Here is a 17,187-nt window from a genome sequence, read left to right on the forward strand (position 1 = left end):
TCGAACGTTTGCGGTCGCGCTTCCGCCGGCTGAGGGGGTAACCCCGCTCGACCGAGGTCCGCGCCGGTCGGCGATCCGGGGCGTAAGGGGGGGTGAAGCGTGGGTTGTCCTGATCTCGACTCTCGGTCTGCCCCCCGTCGGCGCAGCGGCACCGCGCGCTCCGGGGCCTGAGCCCCCGATGCCGAACGGGTACAACGCCCCGATGGAGATGCTGGCGCGCAAGCTCGACAGCATCGCGCGGCTCGCCGAGTCCGACCGCGCGGCGCTTCTCGATCTGCCGCACACGGTCCGGAACCTGCCGGCCCGCCACGACATCGTCCGGTTCGGTGACCGGCCGACCCACAGCTGCCTCGTCCTGCAGGGATGGGTCTACCGCTACGCCGCCCTCGCCGAGGGCGGGCGGCAGATCCTGTCGTTCTACATCGCTGGCGACCTGCCGGATCTGCAGAGCCTCCATCTGCACCGGATGGATCACAACCTCGCCACCCTGACGTCCTGCGTCGTGGCACTGATCGCGCACGACGACCTGCGCGCGGTCCTCCTGCGCAATCCGGGGCTCGCCGGCACGCTTTGGCGCGACAGCCTCATCGACGCCGCCCATTACCGCGAGCGGATCACCAGCCTCGGGCGGCGGCAGGCGCTGGGCCGCGTGGCCCACCTGTTCTGCGAGCTGTACCTGCGGCAGAAGGCGGTCGGGCTCGCGCGCGGCCTGAGCTGCCCCCTGGTGCCCAAGCAGTCCGAACTCGCCGACGCGCTCGGCCTGACCAGCGTCCACCTCAACCGAGTCCTGCGCACCCTGCGTGGACGCGGGCTCGTCACGCTGAGCGGCGGCATCCTGACCATCGAGGATTGGGACGCGCTGACGGAGGTTGCGGAGTTCGACCAGACGTTCCTGCACCTGGCGAACAACCCGGCGCCGGCCCGAGAGACCGCCGAGGCGATCTAGCGGGTGGGGCCGGGTGACGCGGCGGGCGCGCGCCTCAGGCGGCCCGGGCCAAGGTCTCCGGCGGCTCGACCACCGCGTCGGTGTGGACGTCGAACCGGACCAGATGGGCGGCACCGAAGCTCGTCGTCAGGGCGCAGTCGGTGGCGTCGCGGCCGCGGGCCATGACGATGCGGCCGATGCGGGGCCGGTTGTGGCGGGCGTCGAACGTGTACCAGCGCGGCCCCTCGGGCCCTTCGAGGAAGACCTCGAACCACGCGGAGAAGTCCATCGGCGCCGGGTCCTTCGGCACGCCGATATCGCCGAGGTATCCGGTGGCGTAGCGCGCCGGGATGTTCATGCACCGGCACAGGGTGATCGCCAGGTGCGCGAAGTCCCGGCACACGCCGACGCCCTGCGTGTAGCCGTCGAAGGCGGTGCGGGTCGCGTCGGCCTGCTGGTAGTCGAAGCGCAGGCGGGTGTGGGCGAAGTCGACGATCGCCTGGACGCGGGCCCAGCCCTCCGGCGTGCCGCCGAACAGGGACCACGCGATGCTCGACAGCTTGTCGGTGTCGCAGTAGCGGGAGCCGAGCAGGTACGGCACGACGTCGTCCGGCAGGTCCTGGACGGCGATCTGCCGGGCGCCGGGGGCCTGATCGTCCGGCAGCCCGCTGTCGGCGATCGTGAAATCGGCCGCCATGGTGATCCGGCCGCCCGGCGCGACGATGCGCGTGCAGACATTGCCGAAGGCGTCGACGTGCTGCGACGCCGCGACCGGCGGATCGAAGGCGATCACCTCCGGCGTCAGGAGGTCGCCCCGCCGCTCCGGGCGCACGTTGAGGAGCAGGTTCATCGGCGTGGGGCCGAATGTGTCGAAGGCGATCGAGAAGCCGGTGCGGATATGCATCGTCGGGGACCGTGAGGAAGGACGCCGGCCGACGGAGCGGCAGGCGGGTCGTTACAGTACAGGGCCCAATAAGCCGCGAGAGGAGGCCGAGTTCCGTCGGCGAGGTCAGTTCAGGACGGTTGGGGCTGCCCGAATATTTGGCAGGGTGACGCCTGCGGCAATCGTGCCGCGTCTGGGCCGGCCAGCATCCGGTGAGCCATGCGGCAGGCCGGGGGCGGGGCTGCGGTCAAGCGGGGCGGTCCGTCACCGCGCCATGTTGCAACGCACACGGCGCCCTCTTATCCCAGGCCGCTCGACTCCAGGGCCTGCCGGCACCGCCCGGCCCGGCCTGCTGCCAGACGATCGACGCCCATGACGCCCGACAAGCTTTCCCTGCCGAAGGACAAGATCCGCGTCCTGCTGCTCGAGGGCATCAACGACAGCGCCGTGGCGCTGATGCGGGCGGCCGGCTACACCAACCTGACCCGCCTGCCGAAGGCGCTGGACCGGGAGGCCCTGCACGAGGCGCTCCAGGGCGTGCACATGGTGGGCATCCGCTCGCGCACGCAGCTCGACGCGGCCGCCTTCGAGGCGGCGGACCGGCTCCTGGCCGTGGGCTGCTTCTCGGTCGGCACCAACCAGGTCGACCTAGACGCGGCGCGCCACCGGGGCATCCCGGTCTTCAACGCGCCCTTCTCCAACACCCGCTCGGTGGCGGAGCTGACGATCGGCGAGATCGTGATGCTGCTGCGCCGGATCGTTCCGCGCTCGGTGGGCGCCCACGCGGGCCGCTGGGACAAGTCGGCGGTGGGCTCGCTGGAGGTGCGCGGCAAGACGCTGGGCATCGTCGGCTACGGCAATATCGGCACGCAGCTCTCGACCCTGGCCGAGGCCATGGGCATGCGGGTGCTGTTCTACGACCACACCGACAAGCTGCGCCACGGCAACACCGAGCCGGTCGAGACGCTGCACGCCCTGCTGGCGCAGAGCGACGTCGTCTCGCTGCACGTGCCGGAGACCGACGCCACCGCCAACATGATCGGCGCCGCCGAGATCCGGGCGATGAAGCCCGGCGCCTTCCTGATCAACAACGCCCGGGGCACCGTGGTCGATCTCGAAGCGCTGGCCGCGGCCCTGCGCGACGGCCATCTCAAGGGCGCGGCCGTCGACGTCTTCCCGGTGGAGCCCGGCTCGAACGCCGAAGCGTTCGTGAGCCCGCTCCAGCGCCTCGAGAACGTGATCCTCACCCCGCATATCGGCGGCTCCACCGAGGAGGCGCAGGAGCGGATCGGCTCCGAGGTGGCGCGCAAGCTCGTGGACTATTCCGATATCGGCTCGACGGTCGGCGCGGTGAACTTCCCGCAGGTGCAGCTCCCGGCCCGTCCGACCGGGACGCGGTTCATCCACGTCCAGCGCAACCTGCCCGGCATGCTCGGGCGGCTCAACGACGTGTTCTCCCGCGGCCACGTCAACATCGCCGCGCAGTTCTACCAGACCGACGGCGAGGTCGGTTACGTGGTGCTGGAGACCGACGCCACCGACGCGGATGCCGAGGCGCTGCTCACCGAGATCCGCGCCATCCCGGGCACGATCCGGGCCCGCCTCCTCTACGAGCGCCGCTGATCCCGAGGCGCGCGCGGGAATTTACGATGCGCGCGTGAACGCGGCGGGTCTTGCCGCGTTCGTCTTGCGCGGCCAAGCTGGCCGCTGTTCAAGTCAGGGACGGCACCATCGACGGCCTCGGCCGGTCGAGCGCCCGGCCGGCGGAGGAATTGCGGTGACGAAGCGTGTAGCGTGCGCATGGGCCGGCCTCGTGCTCGGCATCGTCGGGTCGGTCTCGGTCGTCTCCGGCGCGTCGGCGGATTGCCTGCGCCGGGTCTACAACCGGTCGAACCTCGTTCTGGTCGCCCGTCAGGACGGCGGCCCGCCCGCCACGCTGCTGCCCGGCCAGTCGCTCCCGGTGCGGCTGGCGCGGCCGGGCCAGATCGACATCACGGCCTATTGCGGTGCGCCGGGCGCGGGCGGGACCCCGGTCACCCAGCGGACCTTCGATTACGAGGCGGTGCTCGACCGCTGCTTCGTCCGGTTCGGGGGCGACCTGTTCGTGCCGCAGATCGGGCGCGGCTTCATCGGTCTCCAGGAGACGGCCCCGTTCACCGTCAACAACCCGCGCCAAGGCGACATCATCCTCGGGCCCGCGGCCGGCGCGTCTTGCCCGCTGCCGGCCGCTGCTCCCGTGCTGAGCCGCCGGGGTTGAGCGTCAGAGATAGTGCCGGAAGACGACGCCCGCGTCGTCGGTCGCGGCCGGTTGCGCGGGCGACACCGGCCCGATGAACGGGCTCGCGAGGCGCAGGGCCACGAGTCCGAGGGCTGCGAGCGCCGGGGCGAGCAGGCGGAACGGGCGAGCGAGCATGGACGCCTCCGTCGCGCCGCCGATCCCGCCCGCGTCGTGCAGACAGACTGGGTGCGCCTGTGAAGGATCGCACCTTACGGCCGAGCTGGACGTGCCGAAGCGCACATGGGTAACGTTAAGGTCGTGCCCGGATCGCGGGGCCGGCGGGGACGACGTGACGGTCGGGCGCTTGCGTCCATCACCTCGCTGGCAAGTCCGCCGATGCCCTCCTATGCTGCCCACATCGGGGGCTGCCTGGGATCGCGCTGCACGGGCCGCGGCGGCGCTTCCCGGGTAGAACCGACTGCGTGAACGAGGACGCGCGTATGCTGACCCAGACAGGCAACTCGATTCTCCGAGGCGATCTCGGCGTCGAGGAGACCACCGAGTCCGACAACATCGTCCGCTGGGACGGCGAGCGGCTCTACGTGGAGCAGGACGTCTACCACAACGGGCAACTGGTTCACCGCAAGTACCGCCGCACCGTCACCGAGCCCGTCGCTCACGCGCTCTGGGCGATCATCAATCGCGCCAAGCAGTGAGCTGGCAGTGAGCTGGCGGGCGCGTCGCGGACGCGCCCGCCCGATCCGGGCTTCCGCCAGCCCCGGCCGCGCCGGAGCGGAGCCTCGCGGACGTCTCCGGTGAGCCACGGCGAGTCGGGGACCGGATCTTCGAGCGGTGCGGCAGGAGACGCCGCCTGTATCGGTTGCGCGGCGGGACGTTCGGTCCCGGATTCCGGTCCCTGCGTTCCAGATCCCCGCTGTCCTCGACGATCCCGCGGCGGTGCGTCCCAGCCCGAGGCGCGGCCGCACCGACATCGCGCCCGCGCCGGGCGCTCCGGGCTCAGCCCGAGACCGCGCGCAGCTAGGCGGCGACGGCCGCCGTCGGTGCGACGAGGGTGAGATGGGCCGGCCGCAGCGCCTCGAGGCGGTCATGGGCGTTGTCGAACGCGGCCCGGATCGTCGTGCCCGCGTCCTCGACGGCGACCAGCACCGCCAGCTTCTGGGCGGTGGCCCGATCGGCGAGACCGCGCGCGGCCGAGACGAGCGACTGCTCCAGGCTCAGGAATTCCGTCTCGGCATCTTTCCCGGCCTCGCGCGCCACCGACGCGAGGCGGTCCAGTACGGCTTCCAGGGCGTGGCGCAGGACAAGCGTCCGCACGCGCTCCTGCAGGAGCGCCCTCTCGTCGATCTTCATCGGAATCGGTCCGGGTTCGGGAACACGGCCAAGCTCTCATACTTCGGGGCTGTGTGCAGCCACCTTTTTGCAACAGCGCAATACTGTCTCGCGACATGAGCGCTCCGCGGGTTCAACGTCTCGCGGGCCCGATCCGGCACAGTTGTTCTACAATCGTGTGCCGAGTATTTGGGCATTTCCAGAATCGAATGCGCCGTCTCGACAGATTCAGCGCACAGAAACGCCCGCGTGGAGGCCCGGTTCGCCGTCCGAATACCTCCGCTCCGGCAGGGGCGATGCTGGGGGCCGCACCGCTCGAGCCACCGTCCGACCCGGGCCCGCGGCGTCCGGAGGGCGCTCCGCGGGTCAGTACGGCGTGCCGCCCCGGCGCCGCTCCCGCAGGGCCTCGGCGTGCCACTCCAGCTCATCGAGGAAGCGGCCGGCCGCCGCCGCGAGCCAGGGCTCGGCGGGGACGCCCTGCGCGTCGATGACCTTCTGGAGTCGCGGGATCGGCAGAAGGGAGGGGATGCTGGACATGCCCATCTCGGCGAGCATGGCCCGCAGCGGCATCGCGGCCCGGACGCCGCCGAACTGGCCGGCCGAGTAGCAGCAGATGGCCGAGGGCCGCCAGAAATACTCCTCGAGGAAGTGATCGAGCGTGTTCGACAGTGCCGGCGGCACACCGTGGTTGTACTCCGCCGTGACGACCAGGAAGGCGTCGGCGCGGCGGAAGAGGTCGGCGCAGCGCTGCAGGGGCTCCGGCGCCGTCCCGGCCGGGTATTCCTTGTACATCCGGTCGAGGAGCGGGAGCGCCAGCTCGGCCGGATCGACCAGGGGGGCGGCGTGGCCGCGGGACTCCAGCTGCGCGATCAGGAAGCGCGCGGCGCGGATGCCGATGCGGTCGCTCCGAACGCTGCCGAGGATCACGGGGACGGTCAGGGCCATGGCGCTCTCCGGTTGCCCCGATCATGCCAGAGGCGGCCACGCCGCTCCAGCCGCGGGCCGGGCCCGGGATCGTCAGGCCTTGGTGGTGCTGGTCAGCGCGGCCGCGATGCCGAGCGGTCCGCCGGCCGCGTAGGCGGTCACCGCCTTGGTCACCTGCTGCAGGAAGGATTGCAGGTCGCTGCCGCTGCCGGTCGCCGTCGCGGGATCGGCGGTCGCGGTGGCGGACGTGCTGGTGGACGTGCTGGTGGACGTGCTCGCGGACGAGGCCGCGGATGAGGCCGCGGACGCGTCGGTCGCGGTGCCGGCCTGGGCCGCACCCTCGCTCTGCTCGGCATCCGACGCCGGCCGGTGGCCGTGATGGCCGCGATGGTGATGGACGGCGGACGCACCGCCCGCGGCCTGACCGGGCGCCGTACCGGTGGCGGTGCCGGTCGTCGACGTGTCGTCGGCGATGGCCGCGGCTTCCGCGGGCGCCGTGACGCCGTTCTGCAGCCCCATCTGGCTGAAGTCCGACTGCAGCTGGAGGAGCGACGCCATCAGGTCGTTCGACAGGGTCGGCGTCGAGGCCGTCCCGGTCGACGGGGCGGTGTCGTCCGCGGCCGCCTGCTTGCCGGTCTCCTGGTTCGCCGTCGCGGCGGTGCCGACATCGAGGCGGGCAACGTTCGCCGCCCGCGCCTGCCTGAGGGCGCTGACGAGATCCCGCTGGAGTGAACTGCCCGAAACCGTGTTGACCGACATGGTACGCCTCCGCGACCGCCCTCACGGTGGTCAGGCACGGGTCGTTCCAGAATTTTCCCAATGATCTCAGCGGCGGGTCCGGGCTCTCGGCCGGCAGGATCGGCCGAGCGGCAGAATCTGCCGGCCGCGCCGACCGACGGATACCGCATCGGCACGGATTCGGTCGGGTCGCGCGCGCCGGTCGTCGCGACGGCGCAGCTTCTCGGGCGGTGCCGCGGTCGCCGCCACGGAGATCCGAGCCCGTTCGCATCGTCTCGCGCGGAATCTCGAACAGCCGCGACGTGCCGCCGTCGTCGCGCGATTGTCCGAAGTAGAACAGTCGATCGATCGCTCTATCGCAGTCGCGATGAGCGGAGGTGCCTGTGTCGTTCTATTCGCGCGCCACGGCTCAGCTCTCGAGCGTGGCCGGAACAACTGCGCCCGGAACGATGAGTACCCTGTCGGGTTGGCTCCTTACTGGTCACCACGAGGTGCACATGACGACCAAGCCACCGCCCGTTCCGCCGGCCAACCGGTCCGACAAGGGCCCCGGCAGCGCCACCGAAGCGCCGCTCACGCAAGGGCGCGCCGGATCCCAGACCAAGGATCCGGACAAGGTGGGCCAGGCCGGAAACTCCAAGGTGAACACCACCAACCAGGGCTACCAGCAGGATCGCTGACCGCCCGATCCGCGCGGGCACCGCGAGCCGCCGTGCCCGAGACGTGTTGATCCGCATCGGAGAGAGATCATGGCGAATGCCAGTCGGCACAAAGTCGGTCCCGGCGCTCAGGGCAAGGGAACCGGATCCGGGGCCATGTCGGACTTGCCCGAAGGCGTGCTGCCGGAGAACATGGTGCTCAGCAACCGCGACAAGTCGCGGCACAGCGACGAGCGCGGGCTGGACAGCAAGAACGTCCAGACCGAGCAGTACCAGGACCACGCCGGCAACCGGCAGGTGGTTGCCGAGACGGACGCCGACACCGACGGCAACACGAGCGGCCTCGCGAACCCGAAGACGGACGAGTCCGGGGCGCAGAGCAGCCTCAAGGCCCAGCAACACTCGTAGGTCTCCGGCTCACGAGCAGGGCGGCGCGCCGCTCTCCGATCTGTGGCGGGACAAAAGGAAGCGGGATTGGCCGTCTCGGGCGCGACGTTGATCAGAGTAGACGCAACACAGCCTGAGTGGCGACCATGAACACGACAGTCACAGCGATCGCGTCGGCAATCCTTGCCGGCGCTCTTCTCGGGGCGCCGACCGGAGCCCAGGCGCAGGCGGGCAGCTTCGCCAACCACGGCTTCGGCAACCACAATTTCGGAGCCGCGGCCGTCGGCGGCGGCGGCTTCAGCAGTCCCGGTGTCGGGGCTGGCGCCGCGGGCGGCGGCTTCGCCAACCGGGGCTTCGGCAATCACGCCTTCGGGCCGGCTGCCGGTGCCGGAGGGGGTAGCTTCGCCAATAACGGCTTCGGCAACCACAATTTCGGCCGACCGGCTGTCGGCGGCGGATTCGCCAATCCCGGGTTCGGGCACGGGCTCGGCGCCCACCGGGGCTACGGTCATCATCGCCATTACGGCTACAACCGCGGCTACTACGGCCGCCCCTATGGATACGGATACGGACGGGGCGGATACGGGCTCGGCCTCGGCGTCGCCGTGGGCGGTCTGTACGGCGGCTACGGTTATCCGGGATACGGCTACGACACCGGGTACTACGGCGGTTACGCGCCCGTCACGTACGGCTACGCCGACACCGAAACCTACCGCGTCGCGGACGACGACCGCTACTGCGCGCGCCGGTTCCGATCCTACGACCCGCAGAGCGGAACCTATCTCGGCCGGGATGGACGTCGCCACCGCTGCCGGTGAGCCGCGACCGTCCTGACGACGGCCGCATCCGGCTCGGACCATCCCCGCCGCGGCGTCGGCGGGGATGAAGGTGCCATCGTCACGACCGGCCAGGACGGCGCGGCGGATCGCCGGCGCTAGGCGTCCGCCTCGCTCGCGTCATCCCCGCCGGTCGCACCCCGTGCGGGCCCAGGCCGATACGCGTCGAGCGTCGCGTAGGCATCGGTGTCGGTGAGCCCGAGCCGTTCCATGTCGGTCAGGAAGGACAGGATGTCGGCGTCGACCGGCTCGCCGCTCTCCTTGCGCTCGATCAGGGTATTGACCAGCTCGAGGGCGCTGATCGACGGGGCGCTGGGTTCGTTCGCATCGGGGAAAGCCATGGCCGGTCTCTCGCAGGAGGGCTCCGGGAACTAGGTCACCGCGAGGCCATCGGCCACACGCGACAGTCGTCGCGATCGATCACAGTCGATGTCGCCGCGCGCTCCGACAGCGCCATGCCGCATCCGTCACATCGTCGGATGCGACGTCGGCGCGCTCTCGCGATACAGGGCCTCGTGCTGCCACGTGGGATGGTGCGCGTCCGGTCCGACGTGCTGGCCGACATACAGGGACGCGAGCAGGCCGAGCAGGAGGAACAGACCGATGGTCACCGCGTCCGGATGCCGGCGCGCGCTGTGGATGCCGAAGCACCCCAGCGTGAAGACGGCCGCCAGGGCCAGGGAACCGAGCATGCCGCCCGACATCGGGATCACCGCCGTGCCTGTCGTCGTGGCTCAGCGCGCCGCGCCACAACGGGGCGGGCGGCACGGGCGCACGACGTAGACGTTCGAGGGCGCGCGAAACATCCCGCCATCCATCGGCGCCACCGCGCGCCGGATCCCGCGGGGAGTGTGGAGGATCGATCTGCGACGGCATCGGTCGGCAGAGGCGCCGGCACGCCCGCATCGCGCCAGTCGAACACGGCACGTCGCACGTATTGACGGATGCCGGAACGGCAACGCTGTTCCCGAACCTCAGAACCCGGGACGGGAGAGAGAGCCGAAAACTCAGTTCGATCAAGATGTTGGTAAGTGAATGGCTCCCCGAGCAGGACTCGAACCTGCGACAAGGCGATTAACAGTCGCCTGCTCTACCAACTGAGCTATCGGGGATCACGAGGGGGTCTCTACACACCGGGATGGCGGGACGCAAGGGCCTCGATGCACGATCCGCGTCCAAACCGACGCGCTGCGCCCCCCGACACAGCGCGTGGCGCCTTCCGCGGAGGTCGGGAGGCCCGGAATGTGACTGATCGGCAACATCGCCGCCGAGGCCCGTCGCCGGCTCTGCCGGTCCGCGGCCGGTGGAGGTCATCCGTCTGTCGTCTCCTGCTCCTACGGGGACCGCCTGCCGGCGCGCCGGTGTGACGACCCTGCCGCTATGCCGACCCATCGCTGCCTCGACCCACAGGACCCCTACGCCGAACGCGAGGTGCGCGTTGCCTTCGAGTGGAGCGCCGACCACCCCCGCCTGATCGCGGCCCTGGACGAGCACGAGGCCGATATCCTCCCCGACCTCGTGGAGGCCCAGCGCGACGATCTCCGTCGCGAGATCGTGGCCGCCCTACCGCTTCCGGAGCCGTGCATCCCAGGTCGGACCGAGATCCGCCTGCCCTGATCGCCGACCCGTGTCCCGCGCGGTCGGGCGCGCGGCGATCCAGCTTCGTCCGGGCGAAACAGTCCTCCTGCCTGCCGGCGCATCTGCCGACAGCGCTCGCGAGACTGAACTGACAATCCGGCACCGGCCGAGATCCGCGAATTCGTCCTCCGATGAGCCCCTGGATGCTGAGGTTGAGCCGGGCTGCGCGATGGCAAAGATCTCGGATCTTCGGAGTATAAGATAAATGTTTTTGCCGGCTATATTTACCTGTTCAAAAAGATTTGCTTCGATATAGCTGCCGTGACACGAATCTCCGGCCAGAAGCGGCTCGTCGCCATGCGCATCTCACTCGGCCTGAAGCTCTCCGCGGTGATCGGGCTGCTGGCCCTGGTGGCGATCGGCATCGCTGCCTTCGCGGTTCGACAATCGAACTGGGAGCAGAAGCGGGCGGCCGCCACCGACCGGATCTGGAACGCCGGCCTTCAGGCGGGCGCCCTGGGGCAGGCGATCGAGCACGCGGTGGTGCAGGCTACGGCCCTCTACACCGCGGAGGACACGACCGAGGCGCGCACGCGGCTGTCGGCGCTCCACGACGCCCTCGCCACCGTGGAGCAGGTGCGGGTGCCCTTCCTCGAGGCCATGGAGGATCAGCTCCCCGCCGACCGACGGCGGCGGTTCGACCTCTTCGTCAAGGAATTCGTCGCCTACCAGACCGATACGGCCGAACTCGGCCTAACGGTCTCGCCCAAGGCCGCGCTGATCCAGGCGACCGACGAGGCGACCGTGAAGAACCGCGAGCGCATGGTCGCCGAGATCGGCATTCTCGGACGGGAGGTGCTGAACCGCCTGAACGCCCGTCGCGCCGCGGACGCGGCCGACCGCCGTCGGGCGCGGATCACCCTGGTGGCCGTGCCGGCCGCGGCGCTGGCGTTCGGCCTCCTCGCGGCGATCTGGATCATCGTGAGCCAGGTGCGGCGGCCGCTGCATCGGCTCAAGGACGGGATGACGGCGCTCGCCGCCAACGATCTCGGCCGCGCGATCCCGTTCACGCATCGCCGGGACGAGATCGGCGAGATGGCCGCCGCCATCGCGGCGTTCCAGACGGCGCTGATCGAGAAGCGCGACCTCGACGCCGAGGCGCAGGCGCGGCGCGACCGCGACCGCAGCCGGGCGGAGGCCCTGGCCGCGGCCACGCGCACCTTCGAGGCCGAGACGCACCGCGCCGTCACCGATCTCGCCGACTCGGCCGAGGCGATGCAGGTGGCGGCCGACACGCTCTCGGGCAACGCGGGCGCGATGGCGGCCGAGTCGGCCGTCGTCGCCGGAGCGTCGCAGCAGAGCGCGGGCCTCGTCGACAGCATCGCCAGCGCGGCCGAGGAGCTCTCGGCCTCGGCGCGGGAGATCGAGGCGCGGGTCCGTCACACCAGCGCGATCGCAACCTCGGCCCTCTCCGACACGCAGGGGCTCAAGGAGACGGTGATGAGCCTCTCGCAGGCGGCCGAGGAGATCGGCGCCGTGGTCACGCTGATCCGCGAGGTGGCCGAGCAGACGAACCTCCTCGCGCTCAACGCCACGATCGAGGCGGCCCGCGCGGGCGCCGCGGGGCGGGGATTCGCGGTGGTCGCCGCGGAGGTGAAGGCGCTGGCCGGCCAGACGGCGCTCGCCACCGACCGCATCACCGGGCAGGTCGGGGCGATCCAGGGGGCCGCCGGGCGCACGGTCGGCGCCATCGGCACGATCGGCGAGACCATCGCCCGGATGAGCCTGATCGCCTCCGAGGTCGCGGACGCCACCGACCAGCAGGGGCAGGCCAGCCAGGAGATCGCGCGGGCGATCTTCGGCGCGGCCGCGGAGGCCCGGCAGGTCTCCGAGAGCGTGGCGGGCGTTCAGGCCGCGGCCGCGTCCAACGAGGCGCAGGCCGGGCAGGTGCGCGGCAGCGCCGCCCGGGTCAATGCCGGGACCCACAGCCTGCAGCGGGCGATCGAGACCTTCATGGTGGAGGTCCACGGCGCCTGACGGGCGCGCACCGGCCCGTCACGGCCGGCACAATCTGTCTGGGAAGGATGGAGGCCTCGCCCGGAATCGAACCGGGGTGCAAGGATTTGCAGTCCTCTGCGTAACCACTCCGCCACGAGGCCTTCCCGAACGGCGCTGCCGTCCCGTCCGGAGCTTGGCGGACAGCTCCGGGTGCGCGTCTCTAGCAGAGGTCGGCGGTCGCAGGCAACGGCCCCGAGGCCCGGATCGCGCGGACCGCGTCAGCTCTGCCAGACCCGCGGCATCGGCAGGCCGCGGTAGCCCGCGAGGAAGCGGGCGACGAGCCCCCGCAGGGGCCCGATCGCGTCGCCTAGCGCGCGGACCGCCAGATGGCCGTTCCAGGCGCTCGCCGCCGCCGTCGTCCCGGGCGACGCGGCCTCGGCCAGCCGGGTCCGCGCCTCCTCGAGGCGCGCCTCCGCCCCGGCGGAGAGGTCGAGGATCGTCGCGCAGGCGCGGGCGCCGCCGCCGATGGCCGGGCGAGCGAGGTGGTCGCTGATCGGCCCCTCCAGCAGGAGGTCGTCGGCGTAGGCGAGGCGCCCGCCCCGGCGGATCCGCCAGGAATCCGCGAACAGCCCGTCGCCGATCCGCTCGCCCCGGGCGGCGCGGCCGAACGCCACGACCTCCACGGCGAGCAGCGCGGCCCCCTCGGCGAGATCGGCCACGAAGCGCCGCCGCACCCGGGCCCGATCGAACAGGATCGTCTCCTGCGGCAACCAGGCGAGGCCGGCCCCCTCCCCCAGATGCAGCGTGTTGACGATGCGGCTCACGGGGCCGTCAGAGCGATAGATCTTCTCGGCCGCCGTCGTGGTCAGAACCAGCTCAGCCCCCGGTTCGAGCGTGAGGTCGATGGCGAAGGTGTCGCCGCAGGCGACGCCGCCCGCCGTGTTGACGAGGACCGCCTCCGGCGCGCCGGTGCCCCGGGGGAAGCGCAGCCGCGACGGCCCGGCTTCTGCCAGATCCAGGATGCGCGTCGCGCCGCCCGGACGGGCCAGTCCGACACGCAGCTGGACGCGCCCGTCCGAGCGCTGGCGCGCGGGCGCGGTCATCTCGGGCGCGGATGAGTGCGCGAGAGGGCCGTGCATCAGGCGCGCCCGGCCGGCTCTGCCGGCACGGCCTCGATCGGCAGGGTCGGCCGGTCGAGTATGCGCCGGCCGAACAGGCTGGCCACCAGCTCGACCAGCACCCGGGCGCTGCGGCCGCGCTCGTCGAGGAAGGGATTGAGCTCCACCACGTCGAGGGAGCGGACCAGACCGGAATCGTGGAGCATCTCCATGATCAGATGGGCCTCCCGGAAGGTGGCACCGCCCGGAACGGTGGTGCCCACGGCCGGGGCGATCGACGGATCGAGGAAGTCGATGTCGAGGCTGACATGGAGGTGCGCGCCCCGCGCGGCGACGCGGTCGAGCACCCGCCGCAGGGGCGCCACGACGCCGAACTCGTCGATCGTGCGCATGTCGGTGACGCCGACCCGGCGCGCCGTCACGAGGGCGCGCTCGCCGGCATCGATCGACCGGAGGCCGAACAGGTGGACGTCGGCGGGCGGCAGGGGCGCCGGCGCCGGCTCGGCGAACAGCGGCGGGAAGCCCGGCTCGCCGCACAGGGCGGCGAGCGGCATGCCGTGGACGTTGCCGGAGGGCGAGGTCGCCGGCGTGTTGAAGTCGGCGTGGGCGTCGAGCCAGAGGACGAAGACGGGCTGGCCGCGCCGCGCGCAGTGCCGCATCACCCCGTCGACGGAGCCCAGTGACAGGCTGTGGTCGCCGCCGGCGGTCAGCGGCAGCGCCCCCGCGTCGAGGGCGTCCTCCACGGCGCGGGACAGGGCCCGCGTCCAGGCGGCGACACCGTCCAGCCCGCGTGTCCCGGCGGGTCCGTCCGGGGCGACGTCGCCGCGATCCGCGATCGCGTGGCCGAGTTCGGCGAGCGCCCGCAACAGCCCGGCCGTGCGCAGGGCCGCCGGGCCCATGAGGGCGCCGGCCTCGCTGGTCCCGACCTCGATCGGGGCCCCGATCAGCGCGATGCTGCGCGCCCGGTCCGGCTGGTCTTCGCCGCTCATCCCACCTCCATCGCCGTCACGAAGCGACCGTTCTCCGCGGCCGCTCTACCACCCGGACTCATAACCGGCCGATGACGCCGACCGCGAGACGGGATCGGTCAGCAAGATCCGTGACGGTGTGTCCGGGGCGGCTGCGGGAGGACGGGCTGCCCGAAACGGGCTGGCCGAAACTTCGCCGGATGCCGCGCATCCCTCAACGCCGCGCGGGCGTCCGTGACGACCCGCGCGGCGAAATCTTGCCGGAACGGGCGCTCGACCATTCACAACTTGGAATCATGGTGCCTAGACTGTTCTTTAAGTTGTATGTTCCGCGTGTGCTCAAGTTTTGAGCGGTGTATCGGTGTTTACGAGATTTTTATAAGGATTGGGCGATTGGTTCACGTCAAACCAATCTTCCAAAGAGTACAGGGGCATCATGATCTCGCTATCGCGGCTGAGCACGCGCCTTCCCGCGACGACCGTCGGCCTGGCGCTCCTGAGCGCCACCGCCATGGGCGGATTCAGCTGGTACTCGGCGCGGGCGGGTCTGATGACCGCGGCCCACGAGCGCCTCGAACTCGCCGCGGCGGCGCGCCGGGACGCGATCGAGCTGGTGGCGGATCGGGCGCAGGCCGACTTCCTGGCGGTGGCGGCCCACCCGCAGATCGTCTCGAACTTCCCCGACCTGCTCGAGAACCTCGACCCGGCGAAGCCCGACACCGAGAGCGTCATCGCGGCGTTCCGCGCGCCGCAGACCGCCGAGGCGCGGGTCGCCCTCGACGGCAGCGGCATGTCGTCGATGTATGCCCGCCGGCACGTCAAGGTCCAGGAGGTGGCGCGCAAGCTCGTGGCCCAGCCGGGCTACGCCGACCTGATGTTCATCGATGACAACGGCCGGATCGACTACACCACGACGAAGGGCGCCGATTTCGGCAAAGCGGTCACGGAGGACGGCTTGGCGGGGACGGCGCTCGCGCGCCTCGTCGAGCGCCTGAAATCCGCCGACCCGGGCGCGGTCCTGTACGAGGATTTCGCCGCCTACCCGGTGGACGGGGTCCCGGCCGCCTTCCTCGGCCGCGCCATGACCAAGCGGGCCAACGTCGCCATGGGCACCGCGCAGGCGGCCGAGCGGATCGGCTTCATCGTCATGCGGGTCACGCCGGCCCTGTTCGACCAGACGCTGTCGAAGCGGACCGGTCTCGGCGACACGGGCCAGATCCTGGCGGTCGGCGCGGACGGCCTCCTGCGCAGCAACCCGCCGCTGAACCCCGGCGTGCGTGCCGGCGCGGGCCTCGCCGGGATCGGCCTCGCCGCCGACCGGGTCAAGGCCGGCGGTCCCGTCGACTTCGCGGCGGAGAACGGCACCCACATGGCGGCCGCCTCGCCGGTGACCGTCCTGGGCGCGCCCTGGACGGTGGTGGCGGAGCAGACCCAGGCGGAGGCGATCGACGCGGTCCAGGCCCTGTCGCGCACGCTGATCCTGACCGGCCTGTTCGTGCTCGCCGGAACGGCCCTGCTCGGCCTGCTGCTCGCCCGCTCGATCGTGGCGCCGCTCGGTGCCCTCACCCGCGCGCTCAAGGCCCTCGCCGATCGCCAGGCGCTGACCGACGTGCCGGGCAGCAAGCGGCGGGACGAGATCGGCGACATCGCCCGCGCCGTGGTCACGATCCGCGACATGTCGCTGGAGGAGGCCGCCCAGCAGCTCCAGACCACCGAGGCCGCGCGCCTGCGCGAGGAGCAGAGCCGGCGCGCCATGCTCAAGCAGCTGGCCGACGGCTTCGAGCACTCGGTCGGTGGCATCGTCGAGGGCCTGACCGGCGCCGTCACGGAGCTTCAGGGCGCCTCGGACACGATGCGCGCCGCGGTCTCCAGCACCTCCGAGCGCTCGACCAGCGTCGCCGGGGCCGCGCAGCAGACCTCCGACAACGTCAACACCGTGGCGGCCGCGGCCGAGGAACTCGGCGCGACCGTCCAGGAGATCGGCCGGCAGGTCGAGCAGGCCGCCGGCATGTCCGCCACCGCCGTCGGCGAGGCCCGCCGGGCCGAGCAGACCATGACCGACCTCGCCGCCGCCGCGACGCGCATCGGCGATGTGGTCGGCATGGTCTCGACCATCGCCGGGCAGACGAACCTGCTGGCGCTCAACGCCACGATCGAGGCCGCCCGCGCCGGCGAGGCGGGCCGCGGCTTCGCGGTGGTCGCCGCCGAGGTCAAGGAACTCGCCGCGCAGACCACCCGCGCCACCGAGGAGATCAGCCGTCAGGTCGCCTCGATCCAGACGGTCACGGGCGACGCGGCCGGGGCGATCCAGGGCATCACCGCCCAGATCGAGGCGATGAACCAGGTGTCGACCAGCATCGCCGCCGCGGTGGACCAGCAGGGCGTCACCACGCAGGACATCGTGCGCAGCATGGGGCAGGCGTCGGCCGGCACCGGCACGATGACCCTGGAGATCGCCGAGGTCGCGCGGGTCGCTGGCGATGCCGGCGAGGCCGCGGACTCGGTCGCGCAGGCGTCCGACTCGCTGGCGACGCGCTCGGAGCAGCTCCGCGCCGAGGTGGCGCAGTTCCTCCGCAACGTGCGGGCGGCGTAGAAGCGAACGTGA

General features: G+C 71.6%; 19 protein-coding genes and 2 tRNA genes. 10 read left to right on the forward strand and 11 right to left on the reverse strand.

The features are described 5' to 3' along the window. Nucleotides 1–178 precede the first annotated feature (178 nt). The gene (locus ABIC30_RS08425) at nucleotides 179–946 is read left to right on the forward strand and encodes a Crp/Fnr family transcriptional regulator (protein ID WP_020092170.1); all 768 of its coding nucleotides are present in this window, start codon (nucleotides 179–181) and stop codon (nucleotides 944–946) included. A gap of 34 nt (nucleotides 947–980) precedes the next feature. Here the strand turns inward: ABIC30_RS08425 and ABIC30_RS08430 are convergent, their stop codons facing one another. Beyond that, nucleotides 981–1,829 carry a transglutaminase-like domain-containing protein gene (locus ABIC30_RS08430; RefSeq protein WP_234082737.1) on the reverse strand — a complete coding sequence of 283 codons (849 nt, stop codon included), beginning with the start codon at nucleotides 1,827–1,829 and terminating at the stop codon, nucleotides 981–983. A 351-nt stretch (nucleotides 1,830–2,180) separates the two neighbouring features. Here ABIC30_RS08430 and serA point away from each other — a divergent pair, with 351 nt between their 5' ends. Continuing rightward, nucleotides 2,181–3,431, forward strand: a complete 1,251-nt coding sequence (gene serA / locus ABIC30_RS08435; RefSeq protein WP_354454680.1) for a phosphoglycerate dehydrogenase — start codon at nucleotides 2,181–2,183, stop codon at nucleotides 3,429–3,431. A gap of 154 nt (nucleotides 3,432–3,585) precedes the next feature. Beyond that, complete coding sequence (locus ABIC30_RS08440; protein ID WP_026604777.1) at nucleotides 3,586–4,065, forward strand: hypothetical protein; 480 nt, start codon at nucleotides 3,586–3,588, stop codon at nucleotides 4,063–4,065. 3 nt (nucleotides 4,066–4,068) lie between these two features. Here the strand turns inward: ABIC30_RS08440 and ABIC30_RS08445 are convergent, their stop codons facing one another. After that, nucleotides 4,069–4,221 (reverse strand): hypothetical protein, encoded by a 153-nt coding sequence (locus ABIC30_RS08445; protein ID WP_020092166.1) that lies wholly within the window; start codon nucleotides 4,219–4,221, stop codon nucleotides 4,069–4,071. A 305-nt stretch (nucleotides 4,222–4,526) separates the two neighbouring features. On the opposite strand from ABIC30_RS08445, the gene ABIC30_RS08450 reads away from it, so the two are divergent. After that, on the forward strand, nucleotides 4,527–4,742 hold the full coding sequence (locus ABIC30_RS08450; RefSeq protein ID WP_020092165.1) for a hypothetical protein: 216 nt from the start codon (nucleotides 4,527–4,529) through the stop codon (nucleotides 4,740–4,742). Between the two features lie 322 nt (nucleotides 4,743–5,064). On the opposite strand, the gene ABIC30_RS08455 is transcribed toward ABIC30_RS08450, so the two are convergent. The 3 genes from ABIC30_RS08455 to ABIC30_RS08465 form a co-directional block, all read right to left on the reverse strand. Then, on the reverse strand, nucleotides 5,065–5,397 hold the full coding sequence (locus ABIC30_RS08455) for a hypothetical protein (protein ID WP_020092164.1): 333 nt from the start codon (nucleotides 5,395–5,397) through the stop codon (nucleotides 5,065–5,067). Nucleotides 5,398–5,742: 345 nt separating this feature from the next. Next, on the reverse strand, nucleotides 5,743–6,321 hold the full coding sequence (locus ABIC30_RS08460) for an NADPH-dependent FMN reductase (protein WP_103986337.1): 579 nt from the start codon (nucleotides 6,319–6,321) through the stop codon (nucleotides 5,743–5,745). 72 nt (nucleotides 6,322–6,393) lie between these two features. Then, a complete protein-coding gene (locus ABIC30_RS08465; RefSeq protein ID WP_103986338.1) occupies nucleotides 6,394–7,059 on the reverse strand; it encodes a cell wall anchor protein in 666 nt (221 codons plus the stop codon). Between the two features lie 476 nt (nucleotides 7,060–7,535). Between ABIC30_RS08465 and ABIC30_RS08470 the strand changes: the two genes are divergently transcribed. From ABIC30_RS08470 to ABIC30_RS08480, 3 genes are all read left to right on the forward strand, one after another. Beyond that, entirely contained in the window at nucleotides 7,536–7,718 is a 183-nt protein-coding gene (locus ABIC30_RS08470) for a hypothetical protein (protein WP_012319429.1), read from the forward strand. Between the two features lie 69 nt (nucleotides 7,719–7,787). After that, on the forward strand, nucleotides 7,788–8,105 hold the full coding sequence (locus ABIC30_RS08475) for a hypothetical protein (RefSeq protein ID WP_026604776.1): 318 nt from the start codon (nucleotides 7,788–7,790) through the stop codon (nucleotides 8,103–8,105). Nucleotides 8,106–8,230: 125 nt separating this feature from the next. Further along, nucleotides 8,231–8,902: a BA14K family protein gene (locus ABIC30_RS08480; RefSeq protein ID WP_020092160.1), complete on the forward strand. Its 672-nt coding sequence runs from the start codon at nucleotides 8,231–8,233 to the stop codon at nucleotides 8,900–8,902. Between the two features lie 116 nt (nucleotides 8,903–9,018). On the opposite strand, the gene ABIC30_RS08485 is transcribed toward ABIC30_RS08480, so the two are convergent. The 3 genes from ABIC30_RS08485 to ABIC30_RS08495 form a co-directional block, all read right to left on the reverse strand. Further along, nucleotides 9,019–9,261, reverse strand: a complete 243-nt coding sequence (locus ABIC30_RS08485) for a hypothetical protein (RefSeq protein WP_020092159.1) — start codon at nucleotides 9,259–9,261, stop codon at nucleotides 9,019–9,021. A 126-nt stretch (nucleotides 9,262–9,387) separates the two neighbouring features. Continuing rightward, nucleotides 9,388–9,612 (reverse strand): hypothetical protein, encoded by a 225-nt coding sequence (locus ABIC30_RS08490; RefSeq protein ID WP_234082735.1) that lies wholly within the window; start codon nucleotides 9,610–9,612, stop codon nucleotides 9,388–9,390. A gap of 344 nt (nucleotides 9,613–9,956) precedes the next feature. Continuing rightward, nucleotides 9,957–10,032: transfer RNA gene (locus ABIC30_RS08495), tRNA-Asn, on the reverse strand. 268 nt (nucleotides 10,033–10,300) lie between these two features. Between ABIC30_RS08495 and ABIC30_RS08500 the strand changes: the two genes are divergently transcribed. Continuing rightward, complete coding sequence (locus tag ABIC30_RS08500) at nucleotides 10,301–10,537, forward strand: hypothetical protein (RefSeq protein ID WP_056527886.1); 237 nt, start codon at nucleotides 10,301–10,303, stop codon at nucleotides 10,535–10,537. Nucleotides 10,538–10,855: 318 nt separating this feature from the next. Further along, nucleotides 10,856–12,535 (forward strand): methyl-accepting chemotaxis protein, encoded by a 1,680-nt coding sequence (locus ABIC30_RS08505; RefSeq protein ID WP_354454789.1) that lies wholly within the window; start codon nucleotides 10,856–10,858, stop codon nucleotides 12,533–12,535. A 48-nt stretch (nucleotides 12,536–12,583) separates the two neighbouring features. Here ABIC30_RS08505 and ABIC30_RS08510 read toward each other — a convergent pair. The 3 genes from ABIC30_RS08510 to rocF form a co-directional block, all read right to left on the reverse strand. Continuing rightward, nucleotides 12,584–12,657 (reverse strand) — tRNA-Cys (locus tag ABIC30_RS08510). Nucleotides 12,658–12,774: 117 nt separating this feature from the next. Continuing rightward, nucleotides 12,775–13,635, reverse strand: a complete 861-nt coding sequence (locus tag ABIC30_RS08515) for an urease accessory protein UreD (protein ID WP_354454685.1) — start codon at nucleotides 13,633–13,635, stop codon at nucleotides 12,775–12,777. Then, nucleotides 13,635–14,603 (reverse strand): arginase, encoded by a 969-nt coding sequence (gene rocF / locus ABIC30_RS08520; protein WP_354454687.1) that lies wholly within the window; start codon nucleotides 14,601–14,603, stop codon nucleotides 13,635–13,637. Before rocF ends, ABIC30_RS08515 begins: the two co-directional genes overlap by 1 nt. Nucleotides 14,604–15,018: 415 nt before the next feature. Between rocF and ABIC30_RS08525 the strand changes: the two genes are divergently transcribed. Continuing rightward, nucleotides 15,019–17,175, forward strand: coding sequence for a methyl-accepting chemotaxis protein (locus ABIC30_RS08525; RefSeq protein WP_091676677.1), 2,157 nt, complete (start codon nucleotides 15,019–15,021; stop codon nucleotides 17,173–17,175). Nucleotides 17,176–17,187: the final 12 nt, after the last annotated feature.

This window comes from Methylobacterium sp. 1030 (genome assembly GCF_040544715.1).
Lineage (GTDB): Bacteria > Pseudomonadota > Alphaproteobacteria > Rhizobiales > Beijerinckiaceae > Methylobacterium.

What these genes read in the sequence shown, in the direction of transcription:
- ABIC30_RS08425 (WP_020092170.1), top strand. Translation starts at nt 179, where the DNA reads ATGCCGAACGGGTACAACGCCCCGATGGAGATGCTGGCGCGCAAGCTC.
- ABIC30_RS08430 (WP_234082737.1), bottom strand. Translation starts at nt 1,829, where the DNA reads ATGCATATCCGCACCGGCTTCTCGATCGCCTTCGACACATTCGGCCCC.
- serA (WP_354454680.1), top strand. Translation starts at nt 2,181, where the DNA reads ATGACGCCCGACAAGCTTTCCCTGCCGAAGGACAAGATCCGCGTCCTG.
- ABIC30_RS08445 (WP_020092166.1), bottom strand. Translation starts at nt 4,221, where the DNA reads ATGCTCGCTCGCCCGTTCCGCCTGCTCGCCCCGGCGCTCGCAGCCCTC.
- ABIC30_RS08450 (WP_020092165.1), top strand. Translation starts at nt 4,527, where the DNA reads ATGCTGACCCAGACAGGCAACTCGATTCTCCGAGGCGATCTCGGCGTC.
- ABIC30_RS08455 (WP_020092164.1), bottom strand. Translation starts at nt 5,397, where the DNA reads ATGAAGATCGACGAGAGGGCGCTCCTGCAGGAGCGCGTGCGGACGCTT.
- ABIC30_RS08460 (WP_103986337.1), bottom strand. Translation starts at nt 6,321, where the DNA reads ATGGCCCTGACCGTCCCCGTGATCCTCGGCAGCGTTCGGAGCGACCGC.
- ABIC30_RS08465 (WP_103986338.1), bottom strand. Translation starts at nt 7,059, where the DNA reads ATGTCGGTCAACACGGTTTCGGGCAGTTCACTCCAGCGGGATCTCGTC.
- ABIC30_RS08470 (WP_012319429.1), top strand. Translation starts at nt 7,536, where the DNA reads ATGACGACCAAGCCACCGCCCGTTCCGCCGGCCAACCGGTCCGACAAG.
- ABIC30_RS08475 (WP_026604776.1), top strand. Translation starts at nt 7,788, where the DNA reads ATGGCGAATGCCAGTCGGCACAAAGTCGGTCCCGGCGCTCAGGGCAAG.
- ABIC30_RS08480 (WP_020092160.1), top strand. Translation starts at nt 8,231, where the DNA reads ATGAACACGACAGTCACAGCGATCGCGTCGGCAATCCTTGCCGGCGCT.
- ABIC30_RS08485 (WP_020092159.1), bottom strand. Translation starts at nt 9,261, where the DNA reads ATGGCTTTCCCCGATGCGAACGAACCCAGCGCCCCGTCGATCAGCGCC.
- ABIC30_RS08490 (WP_234082735.1), bottom strand. Translation starts at nt 9,612, where the DNA reads ATGCTCGGTTCCCTGGCCCTGGCGGCCGTCTTCACGCTGGGGTGCTTC.
- ABIC30_RS08500 (WP_056527886.1), top strand. Translation starts at nt 10,301, where the DNA reads ATGCCGACCCATCGCTGCCTCGACCCACAGGACCCCTACGCCGAACGC.
- ABIC30_RS08505 (WP_354454789.1), top strand. Translation starts at nt 10,856, where the DNA reads ATGCGCATCTCACTCGGCCTGAAGCTCTCCGCGGTGATCGGGCTGCTG.
- ABIC30_RS08515 (WP_354454685.1), bottom strand. Translation starts at nt 13,635, where the DNA reads ATGCACGGCCCTCTCGCGCACTCATCCGCGCCCGAGATGACCGCGCCC.
- rocF (WP_354454687.1), bottom strand. Translation starts at nt 14,603, where the DNA reads ATGAGCGGCGAAGACCAGCCGGACCGGGCGCGCAGCATCGCGCTGATC.
- ABIC30_RS08525 (WP_091676677.1), top strand. Translation starts at nt 15,019, where the DNA reads ATGATCTCGCTATCGCGGCTGAGCACGCGCCTTCCCGCGACGACCGTC.